This is a genomic window from Desulfobacterales bacterium (assembly GCA_034003325.1).
In the GTDB taxonomy this organism is placed as follows: domain Bacteria; phylum Desulfobacterota; class Desulfobacteria; order Desulfobacterales; family JAFDDL01; genus JAVEYW01.
The window spans coordinates 63,488-81,582 of the sequence record JAVEYW010000010.1 but is presented as its reverse complement, the minus strand read 5'-3'; the positions used below and the strand labels follow the sequence as shown (position 1 = coordinate 81,582).

At 52.7% G+C, this 18,095-nt stretch carries 15 protein-coding genes; 7 read left to right on the top strand and 8 right to left on the bottom strand.

Translation table 11 applies throughout. The features are described 5' to 3' along the window. The first annotated feature begins 153 nt into the window (after positions 1–153). Entirely contained in the window at positions 154–798 is a 645-nt protein-coding gene (locus tag RBT11_12050) for a molecular chaperone TorD family protein (protein ID MDX9787506.1), read from the top strand. A 103-nt stretch (positions 799–901) separates the two neighbouring features. Here RBT11_12050 and RBT11_12045 read toward each other — a convergent pair whose 3' ends face one another. From RBT11_12045 to RBT11_12020, 6 genes are all read right to left on the bottom strand, one after another. Further along, positions 902–1,267: a rhodanese-like domain-containing protein gene (locus RBT11_12045; protein MDX9787505.1), complete on the bottom strand. Its 366-nt coding sequence runs from the start codon at positions 1,265–1,267 to the stop codon at positions 902–904. Positions 1,268–1,270: 3 nt separating this feature from the next. After that, positions 1,271–1,978: a cytochrome b/b6 domain-containing protein gene (locus RBT11_12040; GenBank protein ID MDX9787504.1), complete on the bottom strand. Its 708-nt coding sequence runs from the start codon at positions 1,976–1,978 to the stop codon at positions 1,271–1,273. Then, the gene (locus RBT11_12035; protein ID MDX9787503.1) at positions 1,971–2,735 is read right to left on the bottom strand and encodes a 4Fe-4S dicluster domain-containing protein; all 765 of its coding nucleotides are present in this window, start codon (positions 2,733–2,735) and stop codon (positions 1,971–1,973) included. Before RBT11_12035 ends, RBT11_12040 begins: the two co-directional genes overlap by 8 nt. Then, positions 2,732–4,951, bottom strand: a complete 2,220-nt coding sequence (locus RBT11_12030) for a molybdopterin-dependent oxidoreductase (protein ID MDX9787502.1) — start codon at positions 4,949–4,951, stop codon at positions 2,732–2,734. The genes RBT11_12035 and RBT11_12030 overlap by 4 nt, the downstream gene beginning before the upstream one ends. 15 nt (positions 4,952–4,966) lie before the next feature. Then, positions 4,967–5,302, bottom strand: a complete 336-nt coding sequence (locus RBT11_12025; GenBank protein MDX9787501.1) for a cytochrome c — start codon at positions 5,300–5,302, stop codon at positions 4,967–4,969. A 95-nt stretch (positions 5,303–5,397) separates the two neighbouring features. Further along, positions 5,398–7,113: a DUF3373 family protein gene (locus RBT11_12020; GenBank protein ID MDX9787500.1), complete on the bottom strand. Its 1,716-nt coding sequence runs from the start codon at positions 7,111–7,113 to the stop codon at positions 5,398–5,400. A gap of 684 nt (positions 7,114–7,797) precedes the next feature. Between RBT11_12020 and RBT11_12015 the strand changes: the two genes are divergently transcribed. Next, complete coding sequence (locus RBT11_12015) at positions 7,798–8,787, top strand: beta-ketoacyl-ACP synthase III (protein MDX9787499.1); 990 nt, start codon at positions 7,798–7,800, stop codon at positions 8,785–8,787. Positions 8,788–8,796: 9 nt separating this feature from the next. On the opposite strand, the gene RBT11_12010 is transcribed toward RBT11_12015, so the two are convergent. After that, positions 8,797–10,335 carry a sigma 54-interacting transcriptional regulator gene (locus RBT11_12010; protein ID MDX9787498.1) on the bottom strand — a complete coding sequence of 513 codons (1,539 nt, stop codon included), beginning with the start codon at positions 10,333–10,335 and terminating at the stop codon, positions 8,797–8,799. A 409-nt stretch (positions 10,336–10,744) separates the two neighbouring features. Between RBT11_12010 and RBT11_12005 the strand changes: the two genes are divergently transcribed. The 5 genes from RBT11_12005 to RBT11_11985 all read left to right on the top strand — a co-directional run bounded on the left by RBT11_12005 (position 10,745) and on the right by RBT11_11985 (position 16,692). Then, entirely contained in the window at positions 10,745–11,026 is a 282-nt protein-coding gene (locus RBT11_12005; GenBank protein ID MDX9787497.1) for a hypothetical protein, read from the top strand. A 311-nt stretch (positions 11,027–11,337) separates the two neighbouring features. Beyond that, on the top strand, positions 11,338–12,165 hold the full coding sequence (locus RBT11_12000) for a TetR/AcrR family transcriptional regulator (protein ID MDX9787496.1): 828 nt from the start codon (positions 11,338–11,340) through the stop codon (positions 12,163–12,165). Positions 12,166–12,479: 314 nt separating this feature from the next. After that, positions 12,480–13,193 (top strand): GAF and ANTAR domain-containing protein, encoded by a 714-nt coding sequence (locus tag RBT11_11995; protein ID MDX9787495.1) that lies wholly within the window; start codon positions 12,480–12,482, stop codon positions 13,191–13,193. A gap of 212 nt (positions 13,194–13,405) precedes the next feature. Continuing rightward, positions 13,406–15,373 carry a penicillin-binding protein activator gene (locus RBT11_11990; GenBank protein ID MDX9787494.1) on the top strand — a complete coding sequence of 656 codons (1,968 nt, stop codon included), beginning with the start codon at positions 13,406–13,408 and terminating at the stop codon, positions 15,371–15,373. 17 nt (positions 15,374–15,390) lie between these two features. Continuing rightward, positions 15,391–16,692: a glycosyltransferase N-terminal domain-containing protein gene (locus tag RBT11_11985; GenBank protein MDX9787493.1), complete on the top strand. Its 1,302-nt coding sequence runs from the start codon at positions 15,391–15,393 to the stop codon at positions 16,690–16,692. Between the two features lie 3 nt (positions 16,693–16,695). Here RBT11_11985 and RBT11_11980 read toward each other — a convergent pair whose 3' ends face one another. Continuing rightward, the gene (locus RBT11_11980; protein MDX9787492.1) at positions 16,696–18,021 is read right to left on the bottom strand and encodes an ATP-dependent 6-phosphofructokinase; all 1,326 of its coding nucleotides are present in this window, start codon (positions 18,019–18,021) and stop codon (positions 16,696–16,698) included. Positions 18,022–18,095 lie beyond the last annotated feature (74 nt).

Below are 18,095 nucleotides of genomic sequence, written 5' to 3'. Positions count from 1 at the left end.
CGCGGATATTATATGGATCACCATGCAATGCCAGGTTGTTTGGTTTCAAATGATCGATATCTTATAGCCGGTGCTTTCATGGTTTAAGAACGGGTTGCAAATCGGCGCACATCGGGTATAAATAACCAATCACCGCCATCATTGAGGAATCTAATGACCCCCTACAGCGCCTTTTCAATGGATCAGCGGCAACAGGTGTTAACCAGCCTTCGGCAGCTTTGCCGGCTCTTTTGGGGCCCGGATATCGGGCAAAGCCGGGAGATCCTTGAAGGCCGGTTTTTTGAATCCTTTTGCGCGGCAACGAATCCCGTTGCGTCAAGTTTTTCTCCGGCGCTGCAGGAGATTCAAGCCTATACCCGACGGTTCTTCGACCCGGAGGGATTATACCGGGCGTTGGAAACAACGTATGTCCGCCTCTTTGTCAGCAGTAGGGGCGGCATCGCGGTGCCGCTCTACCAATCTTGTTATGCCCTTGAAGGCGCTTCCCTCATGGGGCCTTCCGCAGTCGATATGCAGCGCAGACTTAAAGCGGTCGAGCTGAATATGGCCGGCCATGCCGCAGGAGAACCACCCGATCATCTGGCGATCGAACTGGAATATCTATATTTTCTTTTAGAAAAAGGGTGGGCCGGCGATAACAAGGCCTATCTCGACACCGCACAGCACTTTGCCGCGGAAACGTTGGGCGCCTGGATCGACGCGTTCACACAACGGCTTGGTCAGTCACCGGACCCGGCCGTCTATGCACCGGCTGCCGGGTTTACGGCAGCACTAATCCGTATCATCGCTCAGGGCTGAGTGCCGCTTGATGCTCCTTCCATCCGAAGTAGCCGTGGACAAAGCGATAAACTTGCGTGTAGCCCAGGCGCACGGCCCAGCGGGCGGCGATGCCGCTTCTAAGTCACCTGAAATCCCGGCAATGGATAATCATACACCGGTTTTTGTCCGGCCCGAGCAACGCTTCGAACTGTTGTTGTTTTTCCGGGCTGAGCGCCATGCGGTCACCGGGATCGAACATCAGGTTGACAGCACCTGGAATATGGCCGGATTCAAATTCATAATCCGGCCGCACGTCCACCAGAAGGCAATTCCGGTCGCTTGTTAGGCAGGCCTTAAATTCATCCGGTGTCAACACGGCATACCCGTTTTCCCTGGCTTCGTTGACCGCGTTTTGCCACCAGAAGGGTGCGGCTTCGTTTGCGGCCGCAGCCGCATTCGCGAGAAACCCCGCCACCATAAACATCTGAAAGACGCGTCGTATTCGCATTCCTTATCCTTGGTCTCTTTTTTTAAGATCCAGATACCAGAGCCTATGATGATGTTCGGCGTAGTCTTCGGGCACCTTGCCCGTAAACATGGATTTAAACGCCGGGCGCTCTCCCGGCGCGATGGAAGCCATGTATACATGAATCAACAACCCAGCAAAAACCAGGCCCACGCAGATAAAATGAATCAGAATGGCCCATTGCACCCACACGGTGTTCGTAAACCAGACACTGGAGAGCGCGAGAACTATGCCGCTGATGCCGATCAATATGCCGCCAAATAGCGAAGGCACGGCAAAAAGCTTTTGTCCGACATTATAAAATCCCTGGTCCGGCAACTCCGGGTCCATACCCATTTTTTGCAGTACGCCCTTGCCCAACGTCATTTGCACGCCTTTTTTCACCAGCCACACCATATCCCGGGCCGGCGAAAGCGTGAGAATCTCCTTGACGAAAGGCCACACGGCCGACCGAAGACCGATCAGGCCGTATATAAAAAATACGCCCGCCCAAACGGATCCCACGACGATATGAACCGTCAACAGGGTTTCACCGGAGCCGAACAGGGTGCGCATCCAGCGGCTCCAGGCGCCGCCGAAAAGACGCAATGCCTCGTTTTCAATCAGCCCCATGCCGGTGGCCAGCAGAAAAAGCCAGCAGGCCGCATTGAACCAGTGCATGAAGATGGCGGCAATCGTATGTCGTTTAATCATTTTTCCCCCCTTTTGCCGGCTCATGCGCAGGTGGACTCGCTTCATCTTTTGAGATGAGCTGCTTTCCGAGCATGGCCAGCACGCCCAGGGCGTTAAATCCAACCAGTGCCCACACCACCGGGTACAAGGATTTTAACCACCCGATGGGGGTGGGCTCTTTTGCTGGTTGGGGCCAGTTCATGGGTGCGGTCTGCGACAGATAATACATATTGGGTTTTGTATCGGTCGCGGCATTGATCACCCGAATACTTGCATGCTTTTTCAGCAGAATGGCCGTATCGCTTTTCGGGTCATTGATATCCCCGAAGGTCCTGGCCTTGGTGGGGCAGGTGGTCACGCAGGCGGGCAGTTCGCCGCGCGCCCTGCGGGCGGCGCAAAAATCGCACTTATCCACTACCTTTTCCACCGGATGGCGGTAGCGTGCGCCATACGGGCACGCTGGAATACATGATCCGCAGCCGATACAAAGCTTTTTGTTGACCTGAACCGTGCCGTCCTCGTGGTTCTTATAAGTGGCTCCGGTCGGGCAGGCCTGCACGCAGGTCGCATTTTCGCAATGCATGCACCCGCCCGGTTGAAAATGAAGGCGAGCTTTTTTCGGGTGGTTAAACATCTCTTCCACGTTCGGCACGTCTTGCTTGACCCAGTTGCGCCAGTGCCCCTCGGGAACCCGGTTTTCCACCTTGCAGGCAACGGTGCAGCCTTTGCAATCAATGCAGACCGACGAATCGATCACCATGGCAAGTTGTGTTTTCATGCCGCTCCTTTCCTGGAACCCCGAACACCGGATACTTGAACAAAGGTTTCGTGCATGGCCATGTTGCCGGACAGGTCATCCGCGAAATCATCGATCAGCTCGACGATACAGGCGCCTTTGCCCTGAATATGGGTCAGTCCTTTGGACAGAACGCCGAATCCGCTGGCCATATACACCGTGTCCCGGCGAATGCCGTTTTTAAAGGTGGCCTTGATTTCCGCGCTGCCGGCGTCACTGGCAACCCGCACCACCTCTCCTTCGCGAATGCCCAGCGCTTTGCCAGCCCCGGGGTGCATCCACAGCTCGTTTTCCGGCATCAATTCGTGCAGCAGCGTATTGTTCTGCGTGGTGGCATGTGTAAAATAGGCGCTTCTGCCCAGCACCAGGCGAAAGCGACCTTCGGGCGTCTTTTTAGGGGGGGTGTAGACCGGCATGGGGTTGACGCCCATTTCGGCGTAACGTTCGTTGTACAGCTCTATTTTGGTTGACTTGGTCTTAAAGATACGCCCCTCGTAAACCCCGTAGAGTTGACTGGGGTTGTAGTACACCCCGTCTTCTTTCAGCGCGCGTTCGGCGTGCGGCAGGTTTTTCAGTTGCTGTTTCTGATATTCTTCCATGGTGAAGTCGAAATACTCCGCAAGATTCAGGCGTGCGGCAAGTTCCTTTAAAATCCAGAATACCGGCTTGGATTCAAACAGGGGTGCCACCACCGGCTCCCGCATCACCACGCAGGCACAGGCGGACGAGCCCTGAAGCCCGACGGCCGGGTCCCGGCGTTCCAGATAACTGGGGGCGGGCAACACCAGGTCGGAAACCCAGGCCGTATCGCTCATGGTGATGTCCACGGTGATCATGAAATCCATCTTCTCGAGCATCTTAAGCGTCTTTTGGCGATTGGCCAGCGTTTGCAGGGGATTATACTTGTACACGAACCAGCCTTTGATCGCATAGGGCTCCTCTTCGATGATGGCATCGCGCACATGCTTGAATGCGCCTTCCTCTTCGAACATCATGTGTGCTCGCCCGTGATCGATGCGGTCCTCGGGGTTATCCTCATAAAACGGCGATTCGGGCAGATTCGGCGAACTGAGGCCGACCTGTCTTGCCGCCAGAAGTCCGCCGGGCTTGTCCCAATTGCCCAAAAGGGCGTTGACGATGGCCATGGCGCGTCGAATCTGGGTGGAATTGACATAATCGGACGTGCGTCTTCCCGGATACACCATGGCGGCCGGTGCGGCCGCGGCCATTTCCCGGGCGATGCGGCGAATATCACTCGCTGGAATCTCGCACTCTTTTTCCGCCCACTCCGGGGAGTATGACTGAACATGGCTTTTAAGTTCTTCCAGGCCATAGAGCTTTTCGGCCGCATAGGCGGCATCATAGAGACTTTCAGTGAGAATCACATGGGCCAGGGCGAGAAAAAACGCCATGTCCGTACCCGGCCGCACCGGATACCATTCATCGGCAAGACCGGCCGTCTTGGTATACCGGGGATCGAGCACCACCAGTTTGCTTCCGTTTTTCCGGGCGGTCATCAGATCGATGCTGTCCGGCGTAATGAGCGCCTCATAGCAGTTGGCGCCCGCCATGAGGATATAGCGGGAATTTAGAACATCCGCAAACGGCACTTCGCCGAAAGTGTCCAGATAGGCCCGATTGCGACTTAGCAGGCAACTGGATTCGTGGGAAGTCACATTATAAGAACCGAAGACTTCCGCAAAGTGATTGACAAATAAGGATTGCATATCCGAGCCCGGTGTGAAGAGCACACCACACCGGGTGTATTTTTCCGCGATCGTTTTGAGCTTGTCAGCCGCCAGATTCAAGGCTTCATCCCAACCGAGCCGGCGCCATTTTCCCTCACCCCGCTTTCCCGTGCGAAGAAGCGGATATTTCAGGCGATCCGGATCATAGAGCTGCTGAATGCCCGCGTTGCCGCGCGCACACAGCATGCCCCTGGATTTGAGGAATTTGGGATTGGGATCCAGCTTCGTGACCACCCCGTCCTCCACCCGCGCCACCAGGCCGCACCGGTTAAGGCACATATCGCACGCTGAATAATGATGTGAAATTTTGCTCGCCGCTTTTGCTTTGCCCGCCGGCACCAGCGCGTGTACCACCGGCGGGCGGCTCCCCACGGCTGCCGCCGCGGTGGCCGCCCCGGTCCACTTGAGAAAACTTCGTCGCGAAATGGCTGTGCCCGATTCAAACGTCATTTTATCTCTCCTCGATTATTTACACTTCGCGGGGGATGGGGAGTCAAATGCATGCTCGTATAGATAGGTATAGATATCATTCAGGTCTTCCGCGCTATGCTTTTCCCATTCCGCCTTGCAAGCCAATTGCTTGTATTTTTCGGGGGCGAACACCCGCGTCCATTGGGCCTGCGTTTTGCTGTCCGGACCTAGCGCCTTGGCGCTCGCTCCGTCCTGATGACACGTTCGGCAGGTATTGCGGAAAAGATGTTTTCCCTTTCGCGCATTGCCCTTGTCCGCCGAGAAACTTAAAGACGAAAAACCAAAGACCAAACAGAGAGAAACAGTCATCAATACGGTTTTTTTAAACATGATACCATCCTTTCAAAAGAAGTGGTGGGTCGATGGGCCCGTTATTCTCCGTCTAAACGATCAGCGGCGTGAAACGGACCCACCTCCGTTGGTTTTTAATATCTAATGGTTGCAGACATATATAAGTTCCAGACCTCATCAATGACTGGGAACAGGGTGTCCAGGGCAGTGGCGTCCGAGATGCTCACCGGTTTTCCCAGCGGGTTGCCGGACCCGGTGTACTCATAATCATAGTATTGGCCGCCGAGCTTCAGGAAGAAATTATCCCGAAAGATCGGCTGAATGTAATAGCTCTCCCAGACCTGTCCGCGAGTGGCCAGTTTGCTGCCGATCAGGGAGTCTTCCGCACCGGTAAAGTTAAACCAGTATTTAGAGCCGTAGTTGTATTCGATGCCCAGGCGCGCATTAAACGGCATGGGGAAGAGCGCCCCGGCATAAATGCTGTAGCCGTCCTGTTCTTCCAGTTGACCGTTGGAGCTTAGCAGACTGTATCCCAGCAGATTCCAAAAGGGATTCTGGGAGACTTCGGTGGGGTCCGTGTGCGACCATCCCATCGACAGGAATAAATCGATATCCCAGTCAACCCATTCCAAGAGGTTGCTTCTAAGCAGCAGCACGGCCGCATCCCAGTTGCCGATATTGGTGGAAGGCTCCATGCGGCTGATAAAGGCGCTGCTGCTGTTGGGGGTAAAATGATAAGCGCCCGTCGCACTGTCTACGGAGATGATAAAGGGCATGACGGTCAACCCCGTAAACCCGTCCGTAATATCGGAAGCGTGCGCGTAGTTCAATTCCGCGCTCCAGATATCGTTGTCAAAAAGGGTGGCGATAAAGCCCATCAGGTGGACGTCTTCCAGATCTGACTGGCTGGTAAGAGATCCGCTGTTTCCCCAGTCGCTTTCAAAACCCACACCGTAACAAAGCTTGAACGCAAACCCGGGAATGCCGGTCATCTCTTCCAGGCCGAAGCTCAACGATGCGCCGTCAAACTGCCAGTTGATCAGATGGGCCATCGGGGAGCCGCCCTCAAGACTGTAATTACCGTATTCCAGCGGCGGCCCATCGGTGGACGGCCGGCGGCCCAGGGAAAAGTTGATGGGAACCATGCCGAGCTGGTCTTTGTAATTAAAATAGGCCCGCTCCAGGCGCAAGGTGTCCCCGTGGGGAAGGCTCGTGGTGTTGCCGTCAAACGTCATATCCCCCAGGCTGCCGGAATTGAATTTTACTTCTGTGCTGTCGCCCCAGACCTTGTAGGCCGCCAATCGTCCCTCAAAGTTGAGCTGGTCGTTGACCTTGGCCATCATGTTGAGCCGGAATTTATTGGTGTAAATGATGTCGTTATCGATATCCGCTTTCTGAGCCGGCGGAACCATGCCCATGGCGGCCATGCCCGCGATCGCCTGTTGAATCTGAGCCGCCGTCGCGCCGTTAAAGCCCGCGGGCGCAGGCGTGAAAAAACTGTTAAATAGTTCGGGCGGCGCGGTCAGCATATCCTGGTAGTGAATCGAATCAGCCCGGGAGCGAAGCTCAACCCCGAAAGCGAGCTTGTCGGTTTCCGTATGCATTTCCGCTTTGTTTAGGCGCTCATCGATTTCCTTGATTTCCGATTCTTTGGATTCGGTTTTCGATTCAATCGCCGCCAGCTTTTGTTGCACCGTTTGCATCATTTCGGTAAGCGCTTTCATCTGTTCCTTCAGCGCCTCCACCTCACTTTGTGCGAGTGAAATGCCGGGTGTTAAGCCTGTAACCAGAAAAAACAGGCCGATTAGTGCCGGCATGGCCCCTTGTTTCAACCGCTTTTGCAGTGGCATCCGTACCTCCTTTTTTTCCCTAACTTTGTTAGTAATAATTTAATTTAACAGGGCTTGTTGTATATAAACGGGATGCCTTTTAACCGGGTTTCAATCCGTTTTCTCTCCATCACGCAACCGGGAACGACGAAGCCGACACCCCGTTTTCTAATTAAGATAGAGCAATCTGCGTGCCAGAAGGTGGTGCCGCTGAAGTTTCCTTATAACGATTTGTAAATATAAGGTAAAAATCGCGTGGCGGTTTTAAGTGGGAGCCGATGGTGCCTATAAATTAACACATGTTAACTTAACAGGTTTACCCTCGTTTTTTTATAAAACCATCGTAACTGCTCAGTAGCCAGGAGACAGAATCCAGAATTCAGAATAAAAACAACTGAAAGCAGCCGGATGAATATAGTTGAATGAAGATTCAGGCGGTTCGAACTTCAGGACCTTTCGCTTCAGTGGCGTAAAGGAGCGCTTTCGGGTGCCTTTTGGGTTCTGATGGTAATTTCGATTCACCGCTTGTGAAATGACAAGATTAAGAGTAAGAGACGAAGCGAGTTTCAAAGACATCCCATGCCAGCGAAGCACTGCATTGGATAAAAATTGCAAGCCGCAACAAAACGCGATGCAACGAATCAGGGTAAATTTATTGGCATTGAGGACCAGGCGGTAGCGGATTTAAGATATCGGAGGCACGGTATGCGGGCGATCATTAGTGCGGTAGGCCATTACGCACCGGAAAAGAGATTGACGAATCAGGAGTTGGAAGAAATGGTGGAGACCAGCGATGAGTGGATTACCACCCGGTCCGGTATCAAGGAAAGGCGAATACTGGCGGCGGGAAAGGGGACGTCTTTCATGGCGGTTAAGGCGGCCCGGGCCGTGCTTTCTCAGCGAGGCGTCGATGCCGACGAAATTGATATGATTCTTGTCGCCACGGTTACCGCGGATATGATGTTTCCCGCCACTGCCGCGCTGGTTCAAAAAAAACTCAAGGCTACCAGGTGCTGGGGCTTTGATGTGGGCGCGGGGTGTTCCGGCTTTCTCTGCGCGCTGTCTACGGGCGCTCAATTTATTGAAACCGGAAAATATAAAAAGGTGCTGGTGATCGGCGCCGACAAAATGAGTGCCATCCTGAATTACGAGGATCGAAATTCATGCGTGCTGTTCGGGGATGGCGCAGGCGCCGTGTTGCTGGAACCCGGCCCGTCGGATGCCCCGGGGATTGAAGATTTTTTGATGCGAATGGATGGCGAAGGGGGTAAATACCTCTATATGCCGGCAGGCGGCAGCCTTCACCCCGCAACGATGGAAACGGTCCAAGACAAAATGCACTTTTTGGTTCAGGACGGCAAACCCGTATTTAAGGCCGCGGTCAACGGCATGGTGGAGGTGGCGGTTGATATTTTAGCGCGCAGCAACCTGACCGCTGAGGACTTGGATCTGCTGATCCCCCATCAGGCCAACCTCAGAATTATTGAGGCGCTGGCCGGCCGCCTGAAGATGCCCCTTGAAAAGATTATGGTCAATATCGAAAAATACGGCAATACGACAGCCGCCACCATTCCCATGGCCATGAGCGAGGCCCATGGCGCCGGGCGGTTGAAAAAGGGGAACCGGGTATTGCTGGCCGCTTTCGGCACCGGATTTATCTGGGGCAGCATGCTGCTCACATGGGCGATGGATTGAGGTCCTTTCTTAGTCGCTTTTTCTGCCGAAGGGGACACCGAGTTTTCGCATGCGGTGTCGGAGCGTTCTCGGATTGATGGCTAGAAGTTCCGCTGCGCCGTTTTTGCCCTCGACCTTGCCCTCGGCGATGGCGAGGGCTTTTTTTATGTGTTGGGCCATAACTTGATCCAGGTTGAGGAACGCCGGTTCAGCCGGATCGATGGTTGCGGCGGGCGGCGGCTCATTTTTTGTTCCGATATCTGGAAAGGTCAGCGGCTCGGACCGGTTTAGGATCAGGGAGCGCTCCACCGCGTTTTCAAGCTCCCTGACATTGCCCGGCCAATCGTAGGCGATCAGCTTGTGAATTTCACCGGGCGCCAGGGAGGGCACCTCCCCGATTTTCATCTCGGCCGCCTTTTTATGAATAAAATGCTGAACCAACGCCGGAATATCCGTTATCCGGTCTCGAAGTGGCGGAATGATAATGGGAAAGACCTTCAGCCTGAAAAAAAGATCTTCCCTGAACCTTCCCTGCTTGATCATTCGTTCCAGATCCCGGTGCGTGGCCGCGATTACCCGAATGTCCACATGAATGGTTTCCGAGCCGCCGACGCGTTCGATCTCCTTTTCCTGAAGCACACGCAAAATGCGGACCTGGGCTTCAAGGGGCAGCTCACCGATTTCATCAAGAAAAATGGTGCCTTTATGCGCCCGTTCGAAATGCCCACGGCGTTGGGACAGCGCGCCGGTAAAGGCGCCCTTTTCATGCCCGAAAAGTTCGCTGTCGATCAGGGTTTCAGGGATCGCGCCGCAATTGACACGAATAAAAGCCCCTTCACTGCGAGAGGACATGCTGTGAATGGCGCTGGCGATTACTTCCTTGCCGGAGCCGGTTTCCCCGAGAAGCAGAACCGGGCTGTCCAGACTCGCCACTTGCCGGACCATGTACATAACCTGCTTCAATCCGAAATCTGCGCCGATGATATCCTCACCGGACAACCGGCGCAGCTCTTCTCTAAGATATTGTTTTTCTTCTGATAAAATATCTTTATAGTCTTGAAGCTTGCGGTATCGGACGCAGTTGGACAGTGCAATGGCAAAGGGCTCGTTGAGCAGGCTCAGCAGATCGATGTGGTGTTGCAGGGGGGTGTTTTCCGGATTAAAAATCACGGTGAGCATGCCGATGAACTTGCCTTCCAGCCAGAGGTCAAGCACCACGCAATGATGGTGAATCATTTCAGATGGCATCGTGTTTTCAAGCGCCGACTGGTAATTGCCCATGGGGCTGAATATTCGGACATGGGCTAGCGGCCAATGTTTAACCATCCGTTTGTGTGTTTCCGGAGATACGGGGGTTTTGATGGACACCGCCTCGCTAATGTCATGAGTTGCGATGGCGATGGTTTCAATTAGGCCGAGGTTGATGTCCAGCAGGTTCAAGCTCATTCTGCACGCCGGTATGATATCTTTCACATACTGAAGACAGTTCCACAACGCCTTTTCAATCTCCAGGCTGCCACAGATTCTCAGTGTTGCCTCTTTAAAAAAGGTTTTTTCGTCCACGTCCACGCGTTTTCTCCAGTATTGACCGTGAATGCTCCGGTCGAGCAGATGACAACTATCATATACGCTGGTTCAACGTACAGCCTGCAAATATGATAGTCAATATCTATCTTATTTGGTAGTCAGGAGGGTTGTCGGGGGGGGGTGGCATCCCCCCTATTCATTAGATTTCTGTTAATACAAGGTATTCTTGTTGATAAGCAATTTTGGCATCTCTTTTGCTTTAGTATGTCTGCAATAAAGCAGCAACGATAACGGCTTCTACTGAAATGCACGGCCGTAAATATAAAAAAGGCTTTATGTCAGGTTATACGCCTTTATTACCACTCATTATTTTCAGTTCTTAGTTTTTCTTACTTCCTATGTAACCCCCTCTGAATGGTATTTGCATTCAGAGGGGGAGTGAGTACCATATATGGCCTGGGTTGAAATGATTAGAGTCAGGGTGGCTGGCAACAAAGAACTTGAGGCCGATGAAAGCTTGCCCGAAACGATAGGCGGGTTGCCCTCATCGCCGGGCCTTATGGATATTAAATATTTTATACATGGTAACGTGCCGGGCGATCGCATGATTATACTAAAATGGGAGGCTCCGCACCCGCCGATTCTCGGCAGTGAACTATCGCATGGATTGATCCAGGAACTCAAGCGGTTCGGACCGGTTGACTACTCATTCTGGGTTGAAAAGAGTGCTTAATACGGGGAATACGTCCCTGATTGCGTTAGGCGTATCGGGAACGTGCGGCATCGGCTTACATGTAACAGGCGTGTGCTTTGGAATTTGCTATCTTGCTGAAAAAAGATCTCAAGCTTAGCTCCCCCCCCCTTGAAGGTTATGGTCGTTTGTTAACGAGTTTTACCCTCTATGCTTTGTGAAAGAATCAATAAATTCAGTTGTTCCAAACACACAACGGGGACCGCTGTAAGCCGAATGCCGATGAATTAGATAAAAATACCTGCGGTGCGGCCGCTTCTTAGTAACTAAAGGCAGGAATTGAGGCGAAGGTTATGGGCGTACGGGAAAGAAAAGAAAGAGAACGGGAGCGCCGCAGACAACAGATTATTGTTGCGGCCAAACGTGTTTTTTCCGAAAAAGGCTTCACCAGAGCCAGAATGGAAGATATCGCCAATGAAGCGGAATTGGCGCCAGCCACCCTGTACATCTACTTTAAAAATAAAGAGGAGTTGTTCGCCTCTTTTTCCCTGACCTTGCTGCAATGCCTTTCCGCCAAGCTAAAGACAATTGTTAATGATCCCGGCATGGGATCCGAAGATAGGTTGGCAAGCCTGCGCGTTGCGCTTTACGAAATCTACGCATTCGATCCCTGGGGAATGGGCAGCATGCTTCAGGTGCAGTCCGGTGAGATCTTCAGTAATTTATCGGATGAGTTCCTTCAAACCTTCAGGGGATTGTTCAAACGGTCCAACCTGTTGCTTAAGACGCTCTTTCAGGAGGGAATCGATACGGGTGTGTTTGTGAATAAGCACCCCATGGCCATGGTCAATATTTTATGGTCCACCCTGGCGGGTGTACTGCTCATGGAAAGAAATCGCAAGGTGCTTCAGAGCGAGGATGGCGGATTCAGGGACGCGTTTAACTTCGCTTTTGATATTATTGAGCGCGGTTTGAGGCGGACCTATCTTCAAAAGGAAGTGCGGGACAAGGTTTGTTGTCAGTGCGCCCTGAAGCAGGATTGCAGCGGCTTGCGAGAGCTTTTTAAAACCCCCTATCCCAATTGCGCGGAACTGGTTGCCATTTCGAGCGCCAATGCGGCTATTGGGTTGATAAAGCCTGCTGATACCTCTACGACGGCGCACGCCGGTTGTTATGTATAAGCGCCCTTTGGTGGGTGAGTCCTGAGGAATGAATTGTAGATGCTCAGCGTTTAAAATACCGGTACGGCGTTTCTCGGCGTTACCGTAAATATAGTGATTTTCGACCCTCTCGTTGGTGGTTACGCGTCGCAGGCCCATAGGCCTTCGGCGCGTAGCTTTTTATTGGGGCACGGGTTTGACCGGAAAATGGGTGTCACTGAGGGATTGAAAAAAAGGTGTCACCATGATAGGTCATCTTCAATATGCCATATGCCAAACCGAGCCCGGCCGACTGCCGGCACAATCACCATTGCTTTATTAACTAGTGGGAAAATATGTTAAAAGACGCACCCGAATCGTATGACCAATTTATCAAGGCGCTCATGAATATCAGCCGGGCGATTACTTCCGAGATGTATTTGGAAGATATTCTGAAGCTGATTGTCATGGTGACGGCAAAGGTGACGGGGGTGGATATCTGCTCGCTGTGGCTGATCGACGAGAGTGTGACGCCCAATGTGATTCGGCTGAAAGCCACTCAAGCCATCGATCCAGAGTACCTGGTCGAGCGGGTGTTGAAGATGAGCGAGGGGGTGGTCGGTTATGTGGTGTCGAACAAACGGCCGCTCATTGTGCCGGATGTTCTGGAAGAGCCGAAATTCAAGGAAAAGGAGATGGCCAGGCGTCTGGGGCTCGTTTCCATGGTTGGCGTGCCGCTGGAAGTCAAGGGCGGCCGGGTCATCGGCGCACTGAACTGTTTTACGGCACAACCGCATACCTTTTCCGAAACCGAGGTCAACCTCGTTCAAACGGTAGCCAATCAGGCGGCGGTGGCTATTTTAAACACGGAGTTGATGGTCAAGACTACCGTCATTCAAGAAGAGCTGGAAACGAGAAAACTGGTTGAACGCGCCAAGGAAGTTCTGATGAGCAAGCGCAATAAAACAGCCGAACAGGCGTTTCAATGGCTTAGGAAACGAAGCATGGACACCCGAAAACCCATTCGTCAGGTGGCGGAGGCGATTTTGTTGTCCGAGGAACTTGAATAGGCACACCGCACCTGATAAATACGGCAAAACCGCTTTGGCCCTGCTTCTTTAGCGCCGGCCTTCGGGGTTTGTTCCAATTATGGCCGACTGCCCGCTCATGGGCACTTCCATTCTCCATGAAGCATTATACCAGGAAGCGGCATAGGGTTATGTCTCTTGCGATGTTCACCCTATAAAAAACAAGAATAAAAGCAACGACGGGGATAGGTTTGATGGGCAAACGCGCTTGCCGGGTGGTCCGGTGCGTTGATACGGTTTTCGCGGTGACGTGGCGAATTTTTCTCTTCATCGCGCTTATTTTATGCGGCGCTTGTACCAAAAAGGAAATCAAACCGGTGGGTTGGGATACACCCGATGCCGCTTTGTACGCAACCGCCGAACGGCTGTTTGACGCAAAATCATATGATGAGGCGCTCGCCGCTTATCAGTCCTATTTGGTTCAGTTTCCGGGCAAGCCCATGGCGGACGCAGCACTGATGAAAATAGGCCGAATCCATTCCGTCAAGGGCGATTTCCGTGAAGAAGGTCTGGCGTTTCAACGGCTCTTCACCGATTATCCGCGCAGTTCGTTCGCCCCTGATGCCAAGGTGGCCTATCTTATCGCACTCTATAAGGAGGGCGATTATGCCGCTGCTGTAGATCAATCGCAATCGTTTTTGCGTGATGCGCTCCTGCCGAAAAATCAAAAAATTAGAATCCTGACCCTGATAGGGGATATTCATGTCGCAACCGGCGCGGTTTCGCAAGCCACAATGGCCTATGCCAACGCCTATATACTGGCCGATGTGTCCGGCCAACCCGCAATTTGGCAGCGTTTTCGAAATGCCGTCGGCTCATTGAATGCCGCAGATATCGAACGGTTCCTGGCTTCGCCGCCGAAGGGAACTTTCGGCGGGTTTTTTTTGTATCATCTTGGCCTGGGGTTTTCTGAAATAAACAGAGACGCAGAGGGTGTTGGTGTTCTTTCCGCGATGGTCACGCAATTTCCGAATCATGCGCTTATCCCGAATGCCCGGCGTTTATTGGAAATGCTGAACGAAAAGATCGGGCCTGGAAAAGTCACCATTGGGTGTCTCCTGCCCTTATCCGGTTCTTACAAAGCCTATGGTCAGCGGGCGTTGAAGGGGATCGAACTCGCCATCAGTCAACGAGATGAAACAAATGGAAGATTGACGTTTCAAGTGATAGTCGAGGATACGGCCTCTGATCCGACACGCGCGGTGGAGGCGGTCCGTCAACTGTGTGATGCCGGGGTGACGGCCATCATCGGGCCGATGCTGACCGCTTTTCCGGCCGCGGAAGCAGCGCAAGCATGCGGTGTTCCCCTCATTGCCTTGACCGGAAAGGACGGTATTACGGATTTGGGAGACCATGTTTTTAGAAACTTTCTGACGCCCCGCCTACAGATGGTTTCTCTGGTGTCTTACGCCGTCAAGGTGTTGGGGCTTAAACGATTTGCCATGTTATATCCCGAAGAAAAATACGGCACCATCCTGATGAGCCTGTTTTGGGATGCTGTGATGGATCAGGGCGCCATTGTAACGGGAGCCGAGGCGTATCGGTCTGACGCAGTTGATTTTGAGCAACCCATCAAAAAGCTTGCTGATCTGTACTACAAGATGCCGAAGGATTTAAAGGCCGATTCAGCTGCGCAACCGGGCATAATGGAAGACGAAAAAACTGCGCCTCAAGCGGTTGCCGGTTTTGATGCGATATTTATTCCGGATGCCCCCGAAAAAGTGGGAATGATCGTTTCTCAGCTTGCCTTTTATGATGTGAACAAGGTGGTGCTTCTGGGAACGAATTTATGGCATTCCGATGAACTCATCAAAGCCGCCAAGGGATATGTGCAAAACGCCATTGTCCCGGACGGATTCTTTCTTGAAAGCGAACTGCCGCAAGTCGAGTCATTTGTAGAAGCGTTCAAGAGCGTTTACGGAGAGTCGCCCGGATTTATCGAAGCCGTTGCCTTTGATACCGCCAAGCTGATATCAGATCTTGTTTCACAGCCGAAAAATATCAAGTCTCGCCGTGCATTTCGGGAGGCTATCGGCGCGGTTCGAGATTACCCCGGAGTTACCGGGCGAACCTCTTTTACGGGAAACGGCGATGTGGAAAAAGACGTATTCCTTTTAAGAATCAAAGGCGATCGCTTCTGGTCGGTTCAACCTATGAATTAAGGGAAGGGGGTCACAGGTTGAATCTTGCCTATGGTGCTTATGCCGTTCTGAGTTCCGGCCTTTTTGTGTCGGCATTCCCATTATATTGCCTCTATGCAAAATGGTCGCGTCAACCGCGGCGGCAAATGTCCCAGCGGTTGGGGATTTATGGCGCACACGCCCGAGCGATAAGCGGCACTCCCCGTATCTGGATACACGCGGTGTCGGTTGGCGAGGTCACGGTCGCGGGCGCCATCATTCAGGCATTGAAAAAGAGGATGCCCCATTGCGTTATTATTCTTTCCACGACGACGGCGCACGGGCAGGCCGTGGCCGTGGAGAAGCTTGCGGCGCAGGCCGTGTGCCTCTACGCGCCCATTGATTTTATTCTCTCCGTTCAAAACGCCCTTAGCGTGCTTAAACCCGATATTCTCGTCTGCCTTGAAACGGAGATTTGGCCCAATTGGTTAATGGCCGCGCATCGAATGGGGATTAAAACGGCCCTGATAAACGGCAGATTGTCCGTTCGCTCCATTAAGCGATACCGGAAAATTCGTCCGCTGATGAAAGAGATATTCACCACGCTGGACGCGTTTAGCATGATTCACGCAGAAGATGCCAAGCGCATTCAACAGCTCGGTGCGCCGTTGCAAAACATATCGGTGGGTGGCAATGCCAAATATGATCTCTTGCGTGCCGCTACAGAAACGGCGACCGCCGATGCCATGAAAAAACTGTATCGGGTCACGCCGGACCAGCCGGTTTTGGTGGCGGGTAGCACCCGGGGCGCTGAAGGTGATCTTGTTTTGGCGGTGTTTCAAAAAATCATTGCGCAGTTTCCACAGGCGTTGCTCATCATTGCGCCCAGACATTTGAAACGCGTTCCGGAAATCAGTGAGCGCGCGCGTCATCTCGGCTTTTCCTGCCAGCTGCGAACCCGACTTAATGAAACGAACGCACCGAGAACGGCGTCGGTGGTGATCATCGATACCATCGGAGAGTTGCAGGCCATCTATGGTATTGCCTCGGTTGTTTTTTGCGGGGGGAGTCTGGTGCCGTTGGGCGGGCAGAATATTCTGGAGGCGGCTGTTTGGGGAAAACCGGTTATCTACGGTCCGTCCATGGACGATTTTCGCGATGCGCGGGAATTGCTTGAAAGTACCGGCGGGGGCATTCAGGTGGCAAATGAAGTCGAGCTGGCTGAGAAAGTGGCTGATTATTTTTCGCGACCGGATATGGCGGCAGGAATCGGTTTTCGAGCAAAGCAAGCGGTTTTGTCCCAAAGTGGTGCCGCCGACCGGCATGCGGCCGTGATTTATCGACTGCTTTCCAACTCATAGCCATCACTCATTAACCAACAACCCCTGGCCGGTCGCGTCCAGCACGCTGTCCCATAACCTGCCGGTGGGATTGACCTGTTTGCGTTTGCCGCTTGCCGCGGTCATGGGAACATGCACGAATTGCTCATTCCATCGCCCGATCAGCAGTTTTGTTTTTCCGGCCATGCCCGCATGCACCGCATTCCTGCCCAAGAAACTGCAAAATACATGGTCATTGGCGTTGGCTGGCAGGCTGCGAATCATGTAGCTCGGGTCTATATATTTGATGTTAATTTTGATGTCCTTTTTTTGAAAATAGTTGGAGATGGTATTTTTTAAAAAGATGCCGATATCTTTCAACTTGATGTTGCCGGATTCATCCAATTGGCTTTCATCGTCCTTGAAAAATTTTTGACCGGCCCCTTCCGCCACGACGATAACGGCATGCCCGCGAAGGCTGAGCCGTTTTTCAAGCGCGTTTAATAAGCCCTTTTCGCCTTCCAAATCAAAATCTGCTTCAGGAATAAGGGTGAAATTGACATCCTGTTGCGCGAGCGTGGCAGTGGCGGCAATAAATCCCGAGTGCCGCCCCATGAGTTTGATCAATCCGATACCGTTCGGATAGCCTTCCGATTCGGCATGCGCCGCCTTAATGGCTTTCGTGGCTACATCCACGGCTGTATGAAACCCGAAGGAGCGGGAAACCAGGTAAATATCGTTGTCGATGGTTTTGGGAATACCCACGACGCTGATTTTTAATCCCCTTTTTGTAATTTCTTCCGCGATCAGCGTAGCGGCCTTGAGCGTGCCGTCCCCGCCGATCATGAACAAAATGCCGATATTCATTCGCTCCAGGCTGTCGACGATGTCTTCAATCGGTTGCGGACCCCGGGAGGAGCCGAGAATGGTTCCGCCCATTTCCAATATGTTTACGACGCGTTCCGGGCGCAGTTCGATCACATCGTGCCCGTAGGACGGAATAAACCCCTGCAGGCCATAGCGAATGCCGTAGATATTACGAACGCCGTATCCATAGAAAAGCTCCAGAACAAGGGAACGAATGATATCGTTGATGCCCGGGCATAATCCGCCGCAAGTCACCATGGCGCAGCGGAGTTTGCTGGGGTCAAAATAAATGGTTTCTCGGGGACCAGCCAGTTCAAAGGACAACGGTGTTATCCCCCGTGCAATGGTTTCGTGTAAATGGGTGATATCCGCATTAATGAGCACTCTTTCTTTTTCGGACACAAAACGGCGGGACCGTAACCCGTATCGCCCCCGTTGAATCGAGGTGGGGATTTTTGATTCCCCGAGCGTGGGAATGTTAATGTCAATATCGGTGATATCCATTTTGCGTTTTACTCCATATCAAGGGTTGCCCGGTTAAGTCGAATTACTATGAATAAAGGCCGTTATATCTACCT

What these genes read in the sequence shown, in the direction of transcription:
- RBT11_12050 (MDX9787506.1), top strand. Translation starts at nt 154, where the DNA reads ATGACCCCCTACAGCGCCTTTTCAATGGATCAGCGGCAACAGGTGTTA.
- RBT11_12045 (MDX9787505.1), bottom strand. Translation starts at nt 1,267, where the DNA reads ATGCGAATACGACGCGTCTTTCAGATGTTTATGGTGGCGGGGTTTCTC.
- RBT11_12040 (MDX9787504.1), bottom strand. Translation starts at nt 1,978, where the DNA reads ATGATTAAACGACATACGATTGCCGCCATCTTCATGCACTGGTTCAAT.
- RBT11_12035 (MDX9787503.1), bottom strand. Translation starts at nt 2,735, where the DNA reads ATGAAAACACAACTTGCCATGGTGATCGATTCGTCGGTCTGCATTGAT.
- RBT11_12030 (MDX9787502.1), bottom strand. Translation starts at nt 4,951, where the DNA reads ATGACGTTTGAATCGGGCACAGCCATTTCGCGACGAAGTTTTCTCAAG.
- RBT11_12025 (MDX9787501.1), bottom strand. Translation starts at nt 5,302, where the DNA reads ATGTTTAAAAAAACCGTATTGATGACTGTTTCTCTCTGTTTGGTCTTT.
- RBT11_12020 (MDX9787500.1), bottom strand. Translation starts at nt 7,113, where the DNA reads ATGCCACTGCAAAAGCGGTTGAAACAAGGGGCCATGCCGGCACTAATC.
- RBT11_12015 (MDX9787499.1), top strand. Translation starts at nt 7,798, where the DNA reads ATGCGGGCGATCATTAGTGCGGTAGGCCATTACGCACCGGAAAAGAGA.
- RBT11_12005 (MDX9787497.1), top strand. Translation starts at nt 10,745, where the DNA reads ATGGCCTGGGTTGAAATGATTAGAGTCAGGGTGGCTGGCAACAAAGAA.
- RBT11_12000 (MDX9787496.1), top strand. Translation starts at nt 11,338, where the DNA reads ATGGGCGTACGGGAAAGAAAAGAAAGAGAACGGGAGCGCCGCAGACAA.
- RBT11_11995 (MDX9787495.1), top strand. Translation starts at nt 12,480, where the DNA reads ATGTTAAAAGACGCACCCGAATCGTATGACCAATTTATCAAGGCGCTC.
- RBT11_11990 (MDX9787494.1), top strand. Translation starts at nt 13,406, where the DNA reads ATGGGCAAACGCGCTTGCCGGGTGGTCCGGTGCGTTGATACGGTTTTC.
- RBT11_11980 (MDX9787492.1), bottom strand. Translation starts at nt 18,021, where the DNA reads ATGGATATCACCGATATTGACATTAACATTCCCACGCTCGGGGAATCA.